The sequence below is a fragment of the Lacinutrix venerupis genome (genome assembly GCF_003663945.1).
Taxonomy (GTDB): Bacteria; Bacteroidota; Bacteroidia; order Flavobacteriales; family Flavobacteriaceae; genus Lacinutrix; species Lacinutrix venerupis.
Window position 1 is genome coordinate 313,677 of the sequence record NZ_RCCH01000004.1, and the last position, 19,883, is coordinate 333,559.

A 19,883-nucleotide genomic window follows, 5' to 3' on the forward strand; every position below is an offset into this window, starting at 1 on the left:
TAGCTTAGTTTGTTTTATTAAGTATTACTATATTTATGAAAATCAATACTTAATAAATGAATAAAATTGCTCCTGTTACCATTAGACAAATTTTTATAATTAGTTTAATACTATTTATTGGCAGTATTATTTTTAGAGAAATGTTTCCTTATTTTGGTGGCTTTCTTGGTGCTGTTACACTTTATGTGTTATTACATAAGTGGATGAAAAAAATGGTTAACGACAAAAAATGGAACACCAGCCTATCTGCCATAATACTCCTTCTTTTTTCTTTTATAGTAATTATAATTCCTGTTGCTGGAATTATAATTATGCTAGGCAATAAAATTAGCGACTTTACAAAAAACAGCGAACAATTTTTAAGTGCAGCCAAAAGTCAACTAGAAAAAGTTGAAGATTTAGTTGGTATGGATCTAAATTCTCAAATAGATACTAATAGTATTACAGAATGGGTTACTACTAATTTACAGAGTTTTGCAGGAGGAACATTTAATATTTTTATTTCTTTAGGTATAATGGGCTTTGTGCTATATTATATGCTAACCAATAGTAAAGATTTAAAAACATCATTATTAAAATATATTCCTTTAGGAGAAAGCAACTTAATTGAAATTGGGCAAGAAGTACGCTCTATGGTTAGAGCAAATGCTATAGGTATTCCTTTAGTTGCAATTGCTCAAGGTATTATTGCTCTTATTGGTTTTTTAATTTTTGGAATACAAGACCCTTTTTTCTGGTTTGTGATAGTTACTATTGGCTCTATGATTCCTTTTGTTGGAACATTAATTGGTATTTTACCAGTTTTTTTAATTACTATTTCTTCTGGTAATAATTTTCAAGGTTGGGCCATTTTAATATATGGAATAGTTGTAGTTGGTTCTACAGATAATATAATAAGACTTTTTGTGCTTCAAAAACTGGATGAAGTACATCCTTTAATTACTTTAATTGGTGTAATTATTGGCGTTCCTCTATTTGGATTTATTGGACTAATTTTTGGCCCATTGCTAGTAAGCTTATTCTTAATTTTGGTAAAAATTTACAGAAAAGAATATGGAAAAGATGCACACGAAAAACAAGAAGTAAAGGAAAAACAGTTATAAATTTTGATAAAAAGTCAATCCGTTATTATCTAAATCGTAAAATGCAAATTCACGTGTTTGCCAATCTGTTTTTTTTAAAACTGTCTTGTTATTAAAAACACCTCTAAATTTATATTCTTCATATAAATTTTCTAAATGTTCTGTAACGATGCGCAACATTGGCGTGTTGAAACCTGACTCCCATTCTTTTTCATCATGCCATTGTAAATGAATTTCTATGTTATCTCTTATAACACCTGCATACGTTGGGTTTTTAGAATCGTCTGCGAAGGCTATTTTAAACCCTAATTTTTTTACATAAAAAGTGAGTGCTTCTACTACATTTTTTACTGGTAAAATAGGATGAATTTGATGCAATATTGGTTTTGGCATTATTTAATTTTTTATCTCTTTTATATCGCTAATATTTGATGTACCATATTTATCGAACAAATAAATTAAGCTCGTCATGGTTGCTGCACCTAACTCTAACTCTCTTTTATTTACAGCATCAAACGTATCGTTTGCGGCATGATGATGATCAAAATAGCGTTGTGAGTCTGGACGTAGTCCTGCTAATACAATATTATCGTTTTTTAATGGCCCAATATCTGCGCCGCTATATCCTTTTTCAAAGTAATGAATTAAATAAGGTTTAAATAATGGTTCCCAACTAAGTACTTTATTTAAGTTGGCTTCACTACAATCGAAACTAAAACCTCTTGGTGTAAATCCTCCTGAATCACTCTCTAAAGCAAAAACGTGATTTTCGTTTTTTCGTTTTGCTTCTTCGGCATATTTTTTACCGCCTCGTAAGCCGTTTTCTTCGTTCATAAATAAAACAACTCTTATGGTGCGTTTTGGTTTAATACCACTTTCTTTTAACAATCGTAAAACATCCATAGATTGTACAACTCCTGCGCCATCATCATGAGAACCATCGCCCAAATCCCAAGAGTCTAAATGACCACCAACTACCATATACTCGTTTGGAAACTGGCTTCCTGTAATTTCTCCTATGACGTTATATGATAATACATCGTCAAATTGTTTACAGTTTTGTTTAAAGTAAAATTCTAAATTTTTATCGTTTTTTAGTGCTGCAGATAATGCATTTGCATCGTTTGTGCTTATTGCTGCGCTTGGTATGCGTTGGTTGTTTGGCAAATCTAGATAGCCCATACTACCTGTATGTGGAAGGTTATCTTGACGTAGGTTTAATGATCTTACAATAACGCCAACTGCTCCTAGTTTTCCTGCTTCGTAAGCGCCTGCATATCTTTGTTTTGAGCAACCGCCATAGGCTTCGAAGGTGTGTATTAATTCTGGATTCATTGCGCCATTAAAAAATACTATTTTTCCTTTTACGCTTGTGCCTAGTTTTGCTAATTCTTCGAAGCTTTTTACTTCGACTACTTTTGCTTTTAAACCGTTGTTTGGTGTGGCAACAGAACCTCCTAAGGCGCAAATATTTACGTTTACTTGTTTTCCTAGTGTTGTAAAATAGCCTACTTCTTTTTCGCCACGTTCCCATTTTGGTACTATTACTTCTTGTAGCCATACTTTATCTAAACCTAATTTTTGTAATTCGGTTTTTGTGTATTGCACTGCTTTTTCTGCATTTACAGAACCGGATAACCTACCGCCTATTTGGTTTGATAAATGGTCTAACCACTGGTAAGCTTTACCGTTTGTTAGGGATTGACTGTAAATGGTTTTTAGGGTTTCTTTATCGGTTTGCGCGATTACATTTACTGATAAAAATAGTGCTGCAATTATAAGTCTTAGTTTCATGTTGTGTGCGTTAGCGATTGTAATGGCATCCTTTTTTTTGCTGCCGTATATGGCAAAAAAAAGATATAATGGAAAGCGCGACCTTTAGGTAACGCCCAAAATGTTATTCGTTATTTAATTGTTGACGGTATAAATCTATATTTGCTTTTGTTTTTTCGTCTAATTCTGGTTCTTGGATATCGTCGTACTTTTTTAGTGTCTCGTATAGAATTGTTGCTACGGCTAATCTTGCTGCTGGTTTATTGTCTGCCGGTATATTAAACCATGGTGCGTGGGCTTTTGATGTTCTATTTATGGCGTCTTGGTAGCAGAATATGTAATCGTCCCATAATTTTCGCTCTTTTAAGTCTCCGGCTGAGAATTTCCAGTTTTTTTCTTTTAAATCTAAACGACGTAGTAGTCTGTTTTTTTGTTCTTCTTTAGAGAGATTCATAAAAAACTTAAATATTACGGTTCCGTTTTCTACGAGGTGTTTTTCGAAGTTATTTATTTGCTCGAAACGTTTATCCCAGAAGGCTTCGTTTACATCCTCTACAGTATTTACATTTGGTAGGTTTTCGCCTAAAATATAGCTAGGATGTACTCTTGTAACTAATACATTTTCGTAGTGTGTACGGTTGTGTACTCCAAATTTGCCACGTGCTGGTAATGCGATATAGTGCCTCCATAAATAATCGTGTTTTAATTCTAATGTGGTTGGTACTTTAAAGCTCATGACCTCGACACCGCGTGCATTAAAATCTTTAAATACTTCGCGTATTAAACTGTCTTTTCCTGAGGTATCCATACCTTGTAAACATACTAATACTGAATATTTGCCGTGTGCGTATAGCGTGTCTTGAAGCTTACCTAGTTTTTTTCGTACTTTTTTTAGCTTGTCTTTTACTTCGTCATCTTTTTCTTCTAAATCTAATAGTGTTGGTAGATTAGACAGTTCTATTTTTGATGTTATTATGTGGTCTTTTATATTAATGTCTTTCATAAATTAATTTTAAGCTTAAATATACGCAATGCGTTTTGTTATTAAAAGTAATAATTATTTTAAGGTTTTTAAATTGTTAGTGGCTTATCATTGTTTTTAAAACAAAAAAACCAATCGTTTTATTAGATTGGTTTTTGTTATAATACGTTTTGTTTGTGTTTACTTGCTTGCAAATAGTTTTACGTCTTGCTCGCTAACTTCTGCGCCGCCTAAAATTATTAAGCGTTCTACAACGTTACGTAACTCGCGTATATTACCTGTCCAGTCGTATTCTTGTAATAATTTTATAGCTTTTTCTGAAAATGTTTTTAGTGCTGTGCCTTGCTCGGCAGAGATTTTTTTTGCGAAATGGTTTATTAGTAATGGTATATCTCCACGCCTATCGTTTAACGCTGGAACTTTTACTAATATGACGGCTAATCTATGGTATAAGTCTTCTCGAAATTTACCGTCTTCTATTTCCTTTTTTAGGTTTTTATTGGTTGCTGCTACTACACGAACGTCTACTTTAATATCTTTATCACTACCTACACGTTGTATACGGCTTTCTTGTAAGGCGCGTAATACTTTTGCTTGGGCAGATAGACTCATGTCTCCTATTTCGTCTAGAAATATTGTGCCTCCATTTGCGGCTTCAAATTTTCCTGCTCTGTCTTTTGCTGCACTTGTAAATGCGCCTTTTACGTGACCAAACAATTCACTTTCTATAAGCTCGCTAGGTATTGCGGCACAATTTACCTCTATCATTGGGCCTTTAGCACGATCACTTTTTTGGTGTAACCAATGTGCTACCAATTCTTTTCCTGTACCATTTGGTCCTGTTATTAATACTCGAGCATCTGTTGGCGCTACTTTGTCTATTATGCTTTTAATTTGTGATATGGCGTCGCTTTCGCCTACCATTTCGTACTTTTTGCTAACTTTCTTTTTTAAGATTTTGTTTTCTACAAAAAGTTCTTTTCTATCTAAAGCATTGCGTACTGTGTTTAATAGCCTGTTTAAATCTGGTGGTTTTGATATATAATCAAAAGCACCTAAACGCATAGTATTTACTGCTGTATCTAAATCGCCATGCCCAGATATCATGACCATTGGTATTTCTGGTTTTATTTTTTTTGCTGCTTCAAGTACCTCAACACCATCCATTTTTGGCATTTTAATATCGCAAAGCACTAAATCGTAATCCTCTTTTTTTATTTTATCGATACCTGCCAAACCGTCTTCAGCTTCAAAAACTTCATATTTATCGTTTTCTTCAGAAAGAATTTTTACTAAAACTCTTCTAATTGCTGCTTCGTCTTCTATTACTAAAATTTTTGACATTATATTTTAAATTTAATCCCTGTTCTTAAATAAAACGCATTTACTTTATCTAGTCTATAAATATCGTCTCTATTATTATCTCTTAATCTATTACTCATGCTTATTGTATGGCCGGTATATGCATACCATATTAAATGGTCTGTAAAACAATACTCGTAACCCAAACCTGCTACAATAACTGATAACGATATATTTTCTGCTTGATTGCCATCTAACACAATATTATCTTGGATATTAGCAAAATAACCATCTATACCAACAAAGGTTTGAACTATATTACGCTCGTTAAAAAAATATTTAACATTGGTTTTTGGCACACCTAAATTAAAAGACCAATTTTCGTTTACACGCCTGTAATAACTAATAAAAGGTAATGGTAATGGAATTCCTGTAGTACTATTATAGGTTAAACCTAAAATTAGACGGTATGGTCTTTTTAAAGATTCTTCTTTAGTTCTATCTTTTATTGCATAAACTCCACCATTTAAAAAGAAGTCGTCTCCAGATAATTTATGTGTTAATGTTGAAGCTATTCTTGGCGATAATTTAGCTCCTAATCTCCAATCGTTATTTAATTTAAAAGTATAACCTATATTTAAATCTATTACATGTAAGCGGTTTAAATTAGATATATCAAAAGGATAGTTATCTTCCAAATTTAAAGCAATCCTGCTATATTCTCCACCAACCACTAGATAGCAGTCTGTTTGTGTTTTTATAGGATAATTAATTAGAGCTCTAAATCTATTAAAATTGTCTTCGGATTTACTTTTAGGTATATATGAATATTCTAAACGTGCCAAATCTGTAAGTTGGGCATGAGTATTTTGAAATACTAAAATTAATAATACTATAATAACACATTTAGCAGTATGCCTATTCATATATTGTTTTTTATTTTTTTGAATTCATTGTTAATTGGACATCATCATTTTCTTTCTGAATAATATGAATATCTCGTTGTGGAAACGGAATACTAATATTATTTTCTCTAAACAATTTGTCTATTGCAAAACGTATTTCGCTTTTTGGTATTCTTGCATTAAAACTATCTTCTACTGTAAATGCTACTCTAAAATCTAAAGAACTTTCTCCAAAGTTCATAAAAACAACACTTGGTGGTGGATTTTTAAAAACCAACTTTGAAGATTTTGCTGCATCTATTAAAAGCTTTTTAACTAACTGTACATCACTACCATACGCAACACCAACGTCTACACTTTCTCTAGTAGAAGATCCGTTTTGAGTCCAATTATACAAACTATTTGTGAGATATAAGTGATTAGGAATGATTAAGACCTTATTATCTATCGTTACAGCACGTGTTGTTCTTAATTTTATTTCTTCTACTCTTCCTACCTTACCTTCTATTTCTATAATATCTCCTACATGAACAGATTGATCTACTAAAATAAATACTCCAGATATAATATCTTGAAATAAAGTTTGAAGTGCCAAACCAATACCTATTAACAGTGCTGCTGATGCAGCAAAAACCGCTGTTATATCTATACCTAAAGAACTTATAGCTACTAAGAAAACAATAATATATATAAGCCATCTTCCAAAAGAAAAAACAGTATTAAATTTTGCTTTATCGCTATCTGGCATTTTGCGAGTAAGCAATTTCTTAGCCCAACGTAATACATAAGTTGTTAAAATTAAAACTAGAATTAACAGTAATATGTATTTTACTTTTAATTCTCCAGTAGTCTTGCCATCTACATCTTTAAATGTATACAATACTTTATTTAGAAAATCTATAAAGGTCTCCCAAGCGCTACTTTCTGCAATAACCTCTCCTACTTCTTCTACGGTATTTTCTATTTTATCTTTAACCTTATCTTGCATCTTTAATATTTAATCCATTTTAAAAGTTCTTTATATGTTGGTTTTTTTCCATACATTAAAATACCTACTCGATAAATTTTTGAAGCCAACCAAATGGTAAACATAAATGTACCAATTAATATTAACAAAGAAAGAATTTGTTGCCAAATTGGTACTCCAAAAGGAATACGCATTAACATAACAACTGGAGAAGTAAAAGGGATAAATGAAAATATGGTTGCTACTGTTCCATGAGGATCTTCTATTACTGTAAAACCACCAACATAAACAGATAATATTAAAGGCATTATTATTGGCAACATAAATTGTTGCGTATCGGTTTCATTATCTACTGCTGCACCAATAGCAGCATATAAAGAACTATATAATAAATAACCGCTAATAAAAAAGAATAGAAATGCAATAATTAAATTTACTAAAGGCATATTAAAAAATGCATTAATAAATAATTGAGCATCTGCATTAGCATCTGGATTTTGCATAGCTTGCGATACTAATTCTTGTTGCGGTGTATTTATTTGACTAAAATCAATATCAAAAATTATAGAAGCTATTACCATAAGAATGCTTCCTAAAATTAACCAAATACCAAATTGAGTTATACCAGCTAATGTTGTACCTACAATTTTACCTAACATAAGTTGTATAGGTTTAACCGATGATATAATGACTTCTATTATTCTACTTGTTTTTTCTTCTATTACAGAGCGCATTATCATGTTACCATAAATTATAATAAACATGAAGAGTAAGTATCCTGCTGCACCACCAAAAATTAGTTTAACTACACTGTCTGCTTTAGAAGTTTTTTCTCCTGTAAAATTTTCTTGGTTTATTGTTACATTAACTTCAGATGTTCTTAATGTATTAATATTAACGCCTTTGCTTTCAAGATTAATTTCTTTAAGGCGTTTTTCTATTTTATGCTCTAATGCAGAAATTATACTAAGCGAAGGTGTCTCTGTAGAATAAAATTGTACCTCTACATTTATATTCTCACTTGCTTCAACATCTCCTGTTTTTGTAGTAAAATTAGAGATATAAAGTAAGCCGTAATCCTCTTGTTCTTCAACAATTATCTTTGCGTTTTCTAAAGTAACATCTTTTAAAATATTATACTTAACAAATTCTTTATCTAAAAATATAGATTCAATTTTTCCGGACTGATCTAAAACAGATATATTTTTTTGTTTATTATTATTTACTTGCGACAAGTAGGCTACTACAGAAAATAAAGCAATCATAATTAACGGACTTAAAAAAGTCATAACTATAAACGCTTTATTTCTAACTTTAGTTAGATATTCTCTTTTTATTATTAGTGGTAGATGATTCATAATCTTTAATTATTCTTTACAGCTTGAATAAATATATCACTTGCACTAGGTATTACTTCTACAAAATGAGAAACCTCTCCTTGTGTTGTTAAATAACTTAGTAAGTGATTTGCTGATTCGGCTTCTGGCAGTTTAACTTTTAGTTTTAATTCATTATTTAAACTTTTAAAATTTGCAGGAGAAACAATAAATTTCTCTGAAAGAGATTGCTGCAACTGTAATGCATTATTAGTATTAATACCTACCTCGAAAGTATTAGATTTAAACTGTCTTTTTATATCTAATAAATTACCATCTATAATTTTATTCGATTTGTTAATTAAAGCTATATGATCGCATAACTCCTCGACAGATTCCATTCTATGTGTAGAGAAAATAACAGTAGCTCCATTATCTCGAAGCCTTAAAATTTCATTTTTAATAATATCTGCATTTATAGGATCAAATCCTGAGAAAGGCTCATCAAAAATTAATAGTTTTGGCTCGTGTAAAACTGTGACTACAAATTGAATTTTTTGTGCCATTCCTTTTGATAGCTCTTGAATTTTTTTATTCCACCAATCTCCAATTTCTAATCTTTCAAACCATTGTAATAAACGCTTTTTAGCTACAGATTTTTCTAAGCCTTTAAGTTGTGCTAAATACAAAGCTTGTTCTCCTACTTTCATAGATTTATATAACCCACGCTCTTCTGGCAAATAACCAATATTTTGTATATGATGTCTTTGTAGAGGTTCTCCATCTAAAATTACCTTACCTTTATCTGGCATTGTAATTTGATTGATAATTCGAATTAATGTTGTTTTACCTGCTCCGTTAGGTCCTAATAAACCAAAGATGCTTCCTTTTTCAACAGAAATAGAAACATTATTAAGTGCTGTAAAATCTCCAAAATTTTTAGAAACTGATTGTGCTTCTAATAAGTTAGCCATATAGTATAGTTGTTACACCAAAAAATATTAAAACATTTGGTATTGTTGCCGTAAAGATAGAAAATGTAGAGTCTTATACTTACTGTTTTAAAATTTTTTAACGCTGTAAAAAAGATAAAACAAGTATTCATCTATGTTTTTATTATGTAAAACAATAAAATACAATTGCTATAAACTTTAAAAATATTTTATTCTACTATTGTATTTAAACGTAATATTCTAAAAAACAAAACCCACCCTCTACGCAAATAAAGGATGGGAAAAAATTGCTATGAAAAAGAAAAATTACCATTGGCGCAAACCAATGATAAATCAAATATACTATTTTTTGTTTAACTATTGGTTTTTAGAACAAATAACTTCTTTTTTTAACAAAAAAAATCTGTAAAAAATTACAGATTTTCTTATTTATTATATAAATACGTTCTAAGAAAACATATCCTTTACCTTCTCAAAAAATGACTTATCACTATGTTCTGGCTTAGGTGTAAAATGTTCATCTTCCTTCATTTTTTCAAAAAACGTTTTCTGTTCTTTGCTTAATGTTTTTGGTGTCCATACATTAACGTGTACTAACAAGTCTCCTTTACCATAACCGTTAATACTAGGAATACCTTTTCCTCTTAAACGTAAAATTTTACCAGACTGTAAACCTGCTTCAATCTTAATTCTTACTTTGCCTGTTACGGTATCAATTTCTTTTGAAGCTCCTAAAATAGCATCCGGCAAGCTTACATATAAATCGTAATGTAAATTATCACCTTCACGTTGTAGTGTTTCATGCTCTTGCTCTTGTATTGCTACTAATAAATCTCCTGCAATTCCATTTCCTGGAGCATCGTTTCCTTTTCCAGAAACTTTTAATTGCATACCATCTACAACTCCTGCTGGAATTTTTACAGAAATAGTTTCTTCTTTTACAATTAGACCTTGAGCATCTGCTCCTGCTGGTTTTTTATCTATAATTTGTCCAGCTCCTCCACAGGTTGTACAAGGACTTGCTGTTTGCATACGTCCTAAAATGGTGTTTGTTACTCTTGTTACTTGCCCAGATCCATTACAAGTTCCACAAGTTTTATATGTTGTACCTTCGGCTTGAACTTTACGCTTTACTTTTATTTTTTTCTCAACACCATTAGCTATTTCTTCTAATGTGAGTCTTACTCGAATACGTAAATTACTTCCTTTGACACGACGTTGTTGACCGCCACCAAAGCCACCTCCAAAGCCAGAGAAACCTCCTCCGCCTCCAAAAATATCTCCAAACTGACTGAATATGTCGTCCATATTCATACCTCCGCCGCCGCCAAAGCCACCGCCGCCTTCGAATGCTTGATGACCAAATTGGTCGTAACGCGCCTTTTTATTTTCGTCACTTAAAACTTCGTAAGCTTCTGCTGCTTCTTTAAACTTTGCTTCTGCTGTAGAATCATCAGGGTTTTTATCTGGGTGAAACTCAATAGCTTTTTTTCTATAAGCTTTCTTAATTTCTGCAGCTGTAGCGTTTTTGCTAATGCCTAATGTTTGATAATAATCTGCTTTTGCCATACTTCCTTCTAGTTTTCAGTTTTAAATTTCAGCTTTTTTATAAACTGTCCTTATTTTTTTTCTGAATACTTATTAATTGTGATTTCTCTATACTTTTTCAGTAAATAAATTACTGGTAAATGTACGTTGAATAATTTTTATTGTCCAATAACTACTTTAGGGAAACGAATTACAGTTTCTCCAAGCAAGTAACCTTTTTCAACAACATCTATAATTTTTCCTTTTAAATCTTCACTTGGTGCAGGAACTTGTGTAATTGCTTGATGAATTTCAGAATCGAAAACATCGCCATTTTTCACTTCCATTGCTGCTAAACCTTTTTGATTTAATGTTGTTAAAAGTTTTTGATAAATCAATACTACTCCTTTTCTTAACTCCTCGGCCTCTTTATCATCTTCTATATGCATTAAAGCACGCTCGAAATCGTCTAAAACTGGTAACATTGACACCATGACATCTTTACTTGCTGTTTTAAATAGCTCTATACGTTCTTTAGATGTCCTTTTTTTATAATTCTCGAATTCTGCAAACAGCCTTAAAAACTTATCTTTTTCTTGACCAAGTTCTTCTTTTAACTTATCTTCTACAGATAACTCTTCTACCTCAGCAGTTTCTTGAGTTGTTGTATCTTCTATTTGCTCTTCAATTATATCTTCTTTTGTTTCTTTTGCTTTACTCATTTCCGTATTTATTTTTAATACCTTTTAAGATTGGCAAAAGTACTGCCATTATTATAAAAATGTCAAAATGTCACAATATTTTTTTTTCATTATTAAACAAATTGGCACCAAAATATTTTTATGAAAAAATTAAGTATTTTCCATGGGATGTTTTATACTTTTGTTACTTAACCATTAACAAACAAATAAAAATGAAAAAACAAGTATTAAATATTTTTACAGTATTAGCTTTAGGTCTTACAGTTATTGGGTGCAAAAGCGAGAAAAAAACAGAAACATCTGAAGCTAGAGAAGTAGTAGAAGTTGCCGTAGAAGCTAAATATAAAGCCATTCCAGAAGAATCTATGGTTATGTGGGAGGCTAATAAAATTGTTGGAGGACATACTGGAACAATTAACGTATCAAACGGTGTTGCAACAACAAAAGGAGACCAACTAGTTGGTGGAAACTTTATTTTTGCTATTAATTCTCTTGCATGTACAGACATTGAAGACGAAGGAAAAAATGCTAACTTAATTAAACACTTAAAAAGTGCAGATTTTTTTGAAGCAGAAACTCACCCAAACGCTTCATTCGAAATTACTAGTGTTGAAGGAAATAACGTAAGTGGAAACTTAATGTTAAAAGGTATTAAAAAGAATATTACTGTTCCTGTAAATGTTGTTACAACTGAAGATATGATGACAATTACAAGTGATGAATTTACTATTGATAGAACAGAATTTAACATTAAATATAACTCTGGAAAATTTGCTGAAAATTTAGGAGACAAAATGATTAATGATAACGTTAAATTAAAAATTTCTATTAAAGCTAAAAAAGCTTAAAAAAATTAAAGATATATTAAAAAGCCACATCTATACAGATGTGGCTTTTTTTTTAAAACTTTACAATTCCATTAACACTCTCTTTCTTTTCTATATCTAAAAAAAAAGTAACTTGTAGGCTTCTATACAATTAAGCACTTATTATGACTTTAAAAAACAATATTTTAGGTTTATTTTCAATTTTATTTTTTACAGTATCTATTGGTTTTTCCCAAGATAAAACTGTTCCTGTTTTTGAAAACGGAGAAGCTCAACCTGTTCAAGGATTTACTAATTCTAATGATTGGATAAGACATGATCTTTGGGTAGAAACCACTTTTGATACAGATAAAGATGGTAAACCAGACCGCATGCATGTTGCAGTTACACGACCTAAACAAACAGAAACCGAAGATTTAAAGCTACCAATTATATATGTTACTAGCCCGTATTTTGCAGGAGTTGCAGATGACCTTCCTGGTGTTATGTGGGATGTACAACACGAACTTGGTGAAATTGGAAAAGAACGTGTACATCCAGAAGTAAAACGTCGTGGAAAACGACCAATTATTTCTAACTCACATATTAGAAAATGGGTGCCACGAGGCTATATTGTTGTACATTCATCATCTCCAGGAACAGGATTAAGTGATGGTGCTCCAACTATTGGCGGTCCTAACGAAGCACTAGCTCCAAAAGCAGTTATCGACTGGTTATGTGGAAGAGCAAAAGGTTATACAGAAAGAAATGGTAATGAAGAAGTAAAAGCATTTTGGTCTACAGGAAAAGTAGGCATGACTGGAACATCTTATAACGGAACTTTACCATTAGCAGCAGCTACAACAGGCGTTAAAGGTTTAGAAGCTATAATTCCTATTGCACCAAACACTTCCTCTTATCATTATTATAGATCTAACGGTTTAGTACGTTCTCCTGGAGGTTATTTAGGTGAAGATATAGATGTTCTTTACGATTTTGTTCATAGTGGAGATGAGGAAAAACGTGCAGGAAATAATAAACGAATAAGAGATACTGAAATGAAAAACGGTATAGACAGGCAAACAGGAGATTTAAACGATTTTTGGGATAACCGAGATTATTTAAACCAAATGGCTCCTATGAAAGCTGCCTTATTAATGTCTCATGGCTTTAACGATTGGAATGTAATGCCAGAGCATAGTAATAGAATATACCAAAAAGCAAAAGAAATGGGTTTACCTACTCAATTATATTATCATCAAAATGGTCACGGTGGACCACCTCCAATGACTATGATGAATCGTTGGTTTACACATTATTTACACGGTATTGACAATGGAGTTGAAAACGACAAGCAAGTTTGGATTGTTAGAGAAAATGATAAAATGGACCAACCAACAGCTTATGATGCTTATCCAAATCCTGATGCAGAAGATGTTACATTGTATTTAAATAAAGGAGGAAACACCTCTGGAACACTAACTACAAAGCAAAACAAAAAACAGAAAACTGAAACGCTAGTAGACGATTTTAATATTTCTGCTAAAGAACATGCACAAACAACAAACTCTAAAAACAGATTATTATATACTACACCAAAGCTAAAAACACCACTTCATATTTCTGGTGAAAGTAAGATTACAGTAAGCTTATCTAGTAGTAAAGCTGCTGCAAATTTATCTATTGCTTTAGTGTCTTTACCTTATACAGATGATGCAAAAGTAATAACAGATAATATTATTACAAGAGGTTGGGCAGACCCACAAAACCATAAGTCTTTAAGAGAAAGCGAACCTTTACAACCTGGGAAATTTTATGAGGTTTCATTTAACCTACAACCAGACGATCAAATTATTCGTGCAGGACAACAAATTGGATTAATTATTTTTTCTAGTGATAAAGAATTTACATTACATCCAAAACCAGGAACTAAATTAACTATAGATCTAGATAAAACGCGTTTAACCTTGCCTGTTGTTGGTGGAGAAAAGGCGTTAGAAACAGCGATAAATACAAGTAACTAAAAATTGATAATCATGAGTAATCAACTAACTATAAACACGATTACTTTAGACAAATCCAAACTAATTGACTTAATAAATAACAAAAAGCAGTTAGAAGCGATAAAATATATAAAAGAAGAAACAGGATTAGGTCTAAAAGACTGTAAAGACATAGTTGATAATTTATATGAAAATCCAGACTATTATGGTGGAGCAGAAAACACAATAATAGAGCCTACAATAAAGAAAAGAAATACTATTGTTAAAAATAATGATCGTGACTACAAAGGAGGACATATCATCCAAGATAAACCGAACGACATTAAAAAAACAATGCTTTTTATAGGTGTTTTAATAATAAGTATTGTGGTTTATTTTTTGTTTAAATCATAATCAATCTTATATTTATTTTTTAAATAAATTCATAACAGAAACCACTTCAAGACGAAGTGGTTTTTTTTGCTTAAAAACCTAAAAAATAAGTAGTTATACTTAATTTAAAATTCAGTATTACTACTCTAAAATACTCTGTATTACCTTTCTAACTTTACACTATTGTTTAACATTAAAATTTTACATTATGGCTTACACATTTAACATGAAAAACACTTTAAACGAGGATGTAATTATTAGTTGGTACGACTGGAATGACGGAAGTCATATTAAATCTGCTGCAAATATTACCATTTCTGCAAACGGAAACGAAACTATAAATGCTAAAGAAAATGTAGTGATACAGATTAGTGTCTATAAAACAAACAATGATCCGTTATTAGATGGAATTTGGAATAATTTTTATGCAACAAAAAGAAACATGGAAATTGTTCAAAAAGATGGAGTTACTTCTATTGAATATGATTGTTAAACCACTCAACAACATTAAAAGACCGAAATTAATTTCGGTCTTTTAATTATTAGTAGCATCTAGTTGTGAATAGTACAAAATTGTAATATTTTGAAACTATATTTGCGCTACATATTACTATAAATGTCAATAACGCTACTTTCTTCTCCTTTACAAGGCTTTACCGATTTTAGGTTTCGTAATGCTTTTAATCATTATTTTGGTGGTATAGATACATTTTATGCACCTTACATTCGATTAAATGGAAAGTTGAAAATAAAAAATTCTTATCAACTAGATTTACAACCAGAAAACAACGTTGGTTTGGAAGTCATACCGCAAGTAATGACAAATGATGCCGATGAGTTTTTATTTGTTATTAAATATGTACAGAGTTTAGGTTATAAAGAATTAAATTGGAACTTAGGCTGCCCGTATCCTATGGTTACAAAATCCGGAATGGGTTCTGGCTTAATTTGCAATCCAACAAAAATTAATGAGATATTAAAAAAGGCACACAACGAAAGTGATATCACAATATCAATGAAAATGAGAATGGGATACGAACATGCCGAAGAAATTTTAGACACCTTCCCTATTCTAGATAATTATCCGCTTAAAAATATTGCTATTCACGCTCGCATTGGCAAACAATTATATAAAGGCCCAGTAGATTTAGATGCCTTTAAGCGCTGCATAACAAGCACAAAACACAAACTCTATTACAATGGAGATATTACTAGTGTAGATACTTTTAAAAAGATAGAAACTCGTTTTCCAAGCATCAATCATTTTATGATTGGTCGCGGATTAATTGCAGATCCATTTTTACCTGCTATGATTAAAAATGACACAACGGAATACCCTAAAAACCGCTGGGAGATTTTTAGCGAATTTCACGATACTATTTATCAACAATACGATGAATATTTATCTGGACCAACACCTATTAAAATGAAAATGTTAGGTTTTTGGGAATTCTTTTCTCAATCATTTTCAAATCCTCAAAAAACATATAAAGCTATTAAAAAAGCTGGAAATCCAGTTAAATACAAACAAGCGGTTGCTAGTATTTTAAATAATGAAAGTAAACTATAGTACTCTTTAAAAATTAAAAAATATTCATCAGCTTAAAAAAGCTTATTGTATACAGTTATCTTTGTTGTATAAATTAATTCAATATTTTGAAAGACCTATTACTTATAACACCTCCTTTTACACAATTAAATACACCTTATCCTGCAACTGCATATTTAAAAGGGTTTTTAAATACAAAAGGTATTTCTTCATTTCAAATGGATTTAGGAATTGAAGTTATTTTGGAGTTATTTAGTAAAAAAACATTCGAAAAATTATTTGATTTAGCAATTAAAAATAATTCCATTTCCACGGAAAATGGCCAACGTATTTACTCTTTAAAAGAAGACTATTTACAACCGTTAGATGGTGTAATTCGGTTTTTACAAGGCAAAAACCAAACTTTAGCCAGACAAATTTGCACATCTAATTTCTTACCACAAGCCTCTAGATTTAATCAATTAGATGATATGGATTGGGCTTTTGGAGAAATGGGAATGCAAGACAAAGCTAAACATTTAGCAACGCTGTATCTTGAAGATTTATCCGATTTTATTATTGAGTGTATAGACCCTAATTTTGGATTTAGTCGCTATGCAGAACGTTTAGGCCAAAGCGCCAATAATTTTGATAAGCTATATAACAGTCTACAAAGTAAACCAACCTTTATAGACAATATTACTCTTAAAATTTTAGAAGAGAAACTATTAAAAACAAAACCAAAATTAGTGTGTTTCTCGGTACCATTTCCTGGTAATTTATACAGTGCTTTTAGATGCGCACAATATATTAGAGCCAATTATCCAGAAATAAAAGTAGCTATGGGAGGAGGTTTCCCTAATACCGAGTTACGTCAAGTAACAGATAAAAGAATATTCGAGTTTTTTAATTTTATAACATTAGATGATGGCGAGCTACCAATCGAGTTACTTTATGAAAACGTGTGCAATTCAGAAGTAAAACAAAATCTTTTAAAAAACATATACAAGCGTACATTTCTGCTGGAAAACAACACTGTCACTTATAAAAACAACACAACAAAACTAGATTATAAGCAATTAGAAATTGGGACTCCAGATTATTCAGATTTGTTATTAGAAGATTATATTTCTGTAATAGAAATTGCTAATCCCATGCATAGCCTATGGAGTGATGGCAGATGGAACAAACTAACAATGGCACACGGATGTTATTGGGGAAAATGTACTTTTTGCGATATCTCTTTAGATTATATTAAAATTTACGAACCTATTACAGCTTCCCTTTTAGTTGATAGAATGGAGCAATTAATTGCGCAAACTGGAGAAAACGGATTTCATTTTGTAGACGAAGCTGCTCCTCCTGCTTTAATGAAAGCTTTAGCAATTGAGATTTTAAAACGACAGCTAACAGTTACATGGTGGACCAATATTAGATTCGAAAAAAACTTTACTCAAGATTTATGTTATTTATTAAAAGCCTCTGGTTGCATTGCAGTGTCTGGCGGCTTGGAAGTCGCTTCAGACAGATTATTAAAACTTATAGATAAAGGTGTTACTGTAGAGCAAGTAGCACAAGTTACTCGTAATTTTACGCAAGCCAACATTATGGTACACTCTTACTTAATGTATGGCTACCCAACACAAACTGTACAAGAAACTATTGACAGTTTAGAAATGGTGAGACAGTTGTTTGAATTAGGAATTATTCAATCTGGTTTTTGGCATCAATTTGCATTAACAGCCCATAGCCCAATTGGACTAAAACCTTCAAATTACGGTATTACACCAAACTATAAAAATATATCATTTGCAAACAATGATATCGATTTTACCGATAGCACAGGAATAGACCATAACATGTTTAGTTTCGGTTTAAAAAAATCGTTATTCAATTTTATGCACGGTATTGGCTTTGATATGGACTTGCAAGAATGGTTTAATTTTAAAATTCCACAAACCACAATTACACCATATTATATTGAAGATTGCCTTAATACCGAAACCATTTTTAGCACAAAACCAACCGCTAAAATTATATGGTTAGGACATTTACCGCTAGTTGAAGAACGTACAAAAACAAAAAAAGGGTTTACAAATGAATTTTTAGATTTAACATTTCATGATAAAACCGAAACACTTCAAATTACTTTAAATAAAGCTGAAGGCGAATGGCTTCTTGATACATTAGAAACATTAAAGCCCAAAAACGGAAAACCGCAATCTTTTTCTGCATTAAAAAAAGATTACGAAAATCAATTTCAAAATTTTGAACTTTTTTGGTTTTCTAAACCGCTTCAAAAACTAAAAGATTTTGGTTTATTGGTTTTATAACGTGTATATAAAAGTAAAAAAACGATATCATTGTTACTTATAACATTAAAGTAATAAAAAAACTACCTTTGCAATAAACATTTATTGCATGTCATTTAAAGATTTAAAACTTAACAAACCATTACTTCGTGCCATTGCCGAAAAAGGTTACGATAACCCAACACTTATTCAAGAGCGCACTATTCCGTTAGTTTTAGATAAAAAAGATGTTATTGCTTCTGCGCAAACAGGAACAGGAAAAACAGCCGCTTTTGCTTTACCTATTCTTCAATTATTGTTTAATAGACAAGATGTAGCAAAAAATCAAAAAAAAATACGTGCCTTAATTGTAAGTCCTACACGTGAGTTGGCCATTCAAATTCAAGAAAATTTTCAGGAGTATGCAGTATATACAAATTTAAAATCTACAGTTATTTTTGGAGGAGCATCAATAGAACCACAAAAAGACATCCTAAAAAAAGGTGTAGATGTTTTAATTGCAACACCTGGTCGCTTGTTAGATTTACATAAACAAGATGTAGTTAATTTAGATTATGTTGAAACACTAGTTCTTGATGAAGCAGATTTAATGTTAGATATGGGCTTTATTGATGATGTAAATAAAATTGAAAGACTTTGTCCAGAACAAAAACAGACACTTTTATTTTCGGCAACCATGCCTTATAAAGTGGAACAATTAGCAAAAACAATACTTAATAATCCAAGACGTGTAGAAGTTTCACAAAATTCTTCAACATCTAAAAACGTTAATCAAGCATTATACTACGTACCAAAACCGCAAAAAATAGAATTATGTTTGTATTTACTTCGTAATACAATAAAAGGTCGTATAATAATTTTTCGACGTACTAAATATGGTGTAGATAAATTAGAGCAAACACTACTTAAAAACAACTATAAAGTAGCGTCTATTCATGGAGACAAAAGCCAATCTTTAAGGCAAGAAGCTTTAAATAGTTTCAAACAAAACAATGTAAATATTTTAATTGCTACAGATGTTGCCGCACGTGGTATAGATATAGATAATATTGATGCTGTAATTAATTTTGATATGCCAAATGTACCAGAAACATACGTACATAGAATAGGCAGAACAGCAAGAGCAGGAAATACAGGCACAGCTTATTCATTTTGCTCTGCAGACGAAAAAACGTATATTAAAACCATACAACAACTTATTAATTTACAATTAGATATTGTAGAAGACCATCCTTATCCTTTAGACCCAAAAGCAAAACCTCAAGTACATAAAAAACAAGGTTCAAAACATAGAAAAGGAAGAAAAAGTGAAGCGTCTAAAAAGAAGAAAAAACGCTGGTATTAATTTTAATAC

General features: G+C 31.2%; 18 protein-coding genes. 8 read left to right on the top strand and 10 right to left on the bottom strand.

Annotated elements, in window-relative coordinates; genetic code table 11:
* Positions 1 to 56: 56 nt before the first annotated feature.
* Complete coding sequence (locus CLV86_RS08060) at positions 57 to 1,103, top strand: AI-2E family transporter (RefSeq protein ID WP_121051474.1); 1,047 nt, start codon at positions 57 to 59, stop codon at positions 1,101 to 1,103.
* Here CLV86_RS08060 and CLV86_RS08065 read toward each other — a convergent pair.
* From CLV86_RS08065 to CLV86_RS08110, 10 genes are all read right to left on the bottom strand, one after another.
* Complete coding sequence (locus tag CLV86_RS08065; protein ID WP_121051476.1) at positions 1,098 to 1,475, bottom strand: VOC family protein; 378 nt, start codon at positions 1,473 to 1,475, stop codon at positions 1,098 to 1,100. The two genes, CLV86_RS08060 and CLV86_RS08065, sit on opposite strands and share 6 nt — an antisense overlap.
* A 3-nt stretch (positions 1,476 to 1,478) precedes the next feature.
* Positions 1,479 to 2,876: a M20/M25/M40 family metallo-hydrolase gene (locus tag CLV86_RS08070; protein WP_121051478.1), complete on the bottom strand. Its 1,398-nt coding sequence runs from the start codon at positions 2,874 to 2,876 to the stop codon at positions 1,479 to 1,481.
* Between the two features lie 103 nt (positions 2,877 to 2,979).
* Complete coding sequence (locus CLV86_RS08075) at positions 2,980 to 3,858, bottom strand: PPK2 family polyphosphate kinase (RefSeq protein WP_121051480.1); 879 nt, start codon at positions 3,856 to 3,858, stop codon at positions 2,980 to 2,982.
* A gap of 159 nt (positions 3,859 to 4,017) precedes the next feature.
* On the bottom strand, positions 4,018 to 5,181 hold the full coding sequence (locus CLV86_RS08080) for a sigma-54-dependent transcriptional regulator (RefSeq protein WP_121051482.1): 1,164 nt from the start codon (positions 5,179 to 5,181) through the stop codon (positions 4,018 to 4,020).
* Complete coding sequence (locus CLV86_RS08085; RefSeq protein WP_076733767.1) at positions 5,181 to 6,065, bottom strand: DUF6268 family outer membrane beta-barrel protein; 885 nt, start codon at positions 6,063 to 6,065, stop codon at positions 5,181 to 5,183. The genes CLV86_RS08080 and CLV86_RS08085 overlap by 1 nt, the downstream gene beginning before the upstream one ends.
* A gap of 10 nt (positions 6,066 to 6,075) precedes the next feature.
* The gene (locus CLV86_RS08090) at positions 6,076 to 7,032 is read right to left on the bottom strand and encodes a mechanosensitive ion channel family protein (RefSeq protein ID WP_076733768.1); all 957 of its coding nucleotides are present in this window, start codon (positions 7,030 to 7,032) and stop codon (positions 6,076 to 6,078) included.
* A gap of 2 nt (positions 7,033 to 7,034) precedes the next feature.
* The gene (locus tag CLV86_RS08095) at positions 7,035 to 8,369 is read right to left on the bottom strand and encodes an ABC transporter permease (protein ID WP_121051484.1); all 1,335 of its coding nucleotides are present in this window, start codon (positions 8,367 to 8,369) and stop codon (positions 7,035 to 7,037) included.
* Between the two features lie 5 nt (positions 8,370 to 8,374).
* Entirely contained in the window at positions 8,375 to 9,301 is a 927-nt protein-coding gene (locus CLV86_RS08100; protein ID WP_121051486.1) for an ABC transporter ATP-binding protein, read from the bottom strand.
* A gap of 426 nt (positions 9,302 to 9,727) precedes the next feature.
* Positions 9,728 to 10,849: a molecular chaperone DnaJ gene (gene dnaJ, locus CLV86_RS08105; protein WP_076733771.1), complete on the bottom strand. Its 1,122-nt coding sequence runs from the start codon at positions 10,847 to 10,849 to the stop codon at positions 9,728 to 9,730.
* 137 nt (positions 10,850 to 10,986) lie between these two features.
* Positions 10,987 to 11,529 (bottom strand): nucleotide exchange factor GrpE, encoded by a 543-nt coding sequence (locus tag CLV86_RS08110; protein ID WP_076733772.1) that lies wholly within the window; start codon positions 11,527 to 11,529, stop codon positions 10,987 to 10,989.
* 191 nt (positions 11,530 to 11,720) lie between these two features.
* Here CLV86_RS08110 and CLV86_RS08115 point away from each other — a divergent pair, with 191 nt between their 5' ends.
* The 7 genes from CLV86_RS08115 to CLV86_RS08145 all read left to right on the top strand — a co-directional run bounded on the left by CLV86_RS08115 (position 11,721) and on the right by CLV86_RS08145 (position 19,874).
* A complete protein-coding gene (locus CLV86_RS08115; RefSeq protein WP_121051534.1) occupies positions 11,721 to 12,356 on the top strand; it encodes a YceI family protein in 636 nt (211 codons plus the stop codon).
* A 143-nt stretch (positions 12,357 to 12,499) separates the two neighbouring features.
* The gene (locus tag CLV86_RS08120; protein WP_121051488.1) at positions 12,500 to 14,338 is read left to right on the top strand and encodes a Xaa-Pro dipeptidyl-peptidase; all 1,839 of its coding nucleotides are present in this window, start codon (positions 12,500 to 12,502) and stop codon (positions 14,336 to 14,338) included.
* A gap of 12 nt (positions 14,339 to 14,350) precedes the next feature.
* Positions 14,351 to 14,710, top strand: a complete 360-nt coding sequence (locus CLV86_RS08125) for a ribosomal L7/L12 family protein (protein WP_121051490.1) — start codon at positions 14,351 to 14,353, stop codon at positions 14,708 to 14,710.
* Positions 14,711 to 14,897: 187 nt separating this feature from the next.
* Positions 14,898 to 15,182, top strand: coding sequence for a hypothetical protein (locus CLV86_RS08130; RefSeq protein ID WP_121051492.1), 285 nt, complete (start codon positions 14,898 to 14,900; stop codon positions 15,180 to 15,182).
* A 123-nt stretch (positions 15,183 to 15,305) separates the two neighbouring features.
* Positions 15,306 to 16,259, top strand: a complete 954-nt coding sequence (locus tag CLV86_RS08135; protein ID WP_121051494.1) for a tRNA dihydrouridine synthase — start codon at positions 15,306 to 15,308, stop codon at positions 16,257 to 16,259.
* 86 nt (positions 16,260 to 16,345) lie between these two features.
* Positions 16,346 to 18,550, top strand: a complete 2,205-nt coding sequence (locus CLV86_RS08140; RefSeq protein ID WP_121051496.1) for a B12-binding domain-containing radical SAM protein — start codon at positions 16,346 to 16,348, stop codon at positions 18,548 to 18,550.
* An 88-nt stretch (positions 18,551 to 18,638) separates the two neighbouring features.
* Entirely contained in the window at positions 18,639 to 19,874 is a 1,236-nt protein-coding gene (locus CLV86_RS08145) for a DEAD/DEAH box helicase (RefSeq protein ID WP_121051498.1), read from the top strand.
* Positions 19,875 to 19,883: the final 9 nt, after the last annotated feature.

Excerpts from the sequence above, each read along its gene's own strand:
- CLV86_RS08060 (WP_121051474.1), top strand. The coding sequence starts at position 57 with ATGAATAAAATTGCTCCTGTTACCATTAGACAAATTTTTATAATTAGT.
- CLV86_RS08065 (WP_121051476.1), bottom strand. The coding sequence starts at position 1,475 with ATGCCAAAACCAATATTGCATCAAATTCATCCTATTTTACCAGTAAAA.
- CLV86_RS08070 (WP_121051478.1), bottom strand. The coding sequence starts at position 2,876 with ATGAAACTAAGACTTATAATTGCAGCACTATTTTTATCAGTAAATGTA.
- CLV86_RS08075 (WP_121051480.1), bottom strand. The coding sequence starts at position 3,858 with ATGAAAGACATTAATATAAAAGACCACATAATAACATCAAAAATAGAA.
- CLV86_RS08080 (WP_121051482.1), bottom strand. The coding sequence starts at position 5,181 with ATGTCAAAAATTTTAGTAATAGAAGACGAAGCAGCAATTAGAAGAGTT.
- CLV86_RS08085 (WP_076733767.1), bottom strand. The coding sequence starts at position 6,065 with ATGAATAGGCATACTGCTAAATGTGTTATTATAGTATTATTAATTTTA.
- CLV86_RS08090 (WP_076733768.1), bottom strand. The coding sequence starts at position 7,032 with ATGCAAGATAAGGTTAAAGATAAAATAGAAAATACCGTAGAAGAAGTA.
- CLV86_RS08095 (WP_121051484.1), bottom strand. The coding sequence starts at position 8,369 with ATGAATCATCTACCACTAATAATAAAAAGAGAATATCTAACTAAAGTT.
- CLV86_RS08100 (WP_121051486.1), bottom strand. The coding sequence starts at position 9,301 with ATGGCTAACTTATTAGAAGCACAATCAGTTTCTAAAAATTTTGGAGAT.
- dnaJ (WP_076733771.1), bottom strand. The coding sequence starts at position 10,849 with ATGGCAAAAGCAGATTATTATCAAACATTAGGCATTAGCAAAAACGCT.
- CLV86_RS08110 (WP_076733772.1), bottom strand. The coding sequence starts at position 11,529 with ATGAGTAAAGCAAAAGAAACAAAAGAAGATATAATTGAAGAGCAAATA.
- CLV86_RS08115 (WP_121051534.1), top strand. The coding sequence starts at position 11,721 with ATGAAAAAACAAGTATTAAATATTTTTACAGTATTAGCTTTAGGTCTT.
- CLV86_RS08120 (WP_121051488.1), top strand. The coding sequence starts at position 12,500 with ATGACTTTAAAAAACAATATTTTAGGTTTATTTTCAATTTTATTTTTT.
- CLV86_RS08125 (WP_121051490.1), top strand. The coding sequence starts at position 14,351 with ATGAGTAATCAACTAACTATAAACACGATTACTTTAGACAAATCCAAA.
- CLV86_RS08130 (WP_121051492.1), top strand. The coding sequence starts at position 14,898 with ATGGCTTACACATTTAACATGAAAAACACTTTAAACGAGGATGTAATT.
- CLV86_RS08135 (WP_121051494.1), top strand. The coding sequence starts at position 15,306 with ATGTCAATAACGCTACTTTCTTCTCCTTTACAAGGCTTTACCGATTTT.
- CLV86_RS08145 (WP_121051498.1), top strand. The coding sequence starts at position 18,639 with ATGTCATTTAAAGATTTAAAACTTAACAAACCATTACTTCGTGCCATT.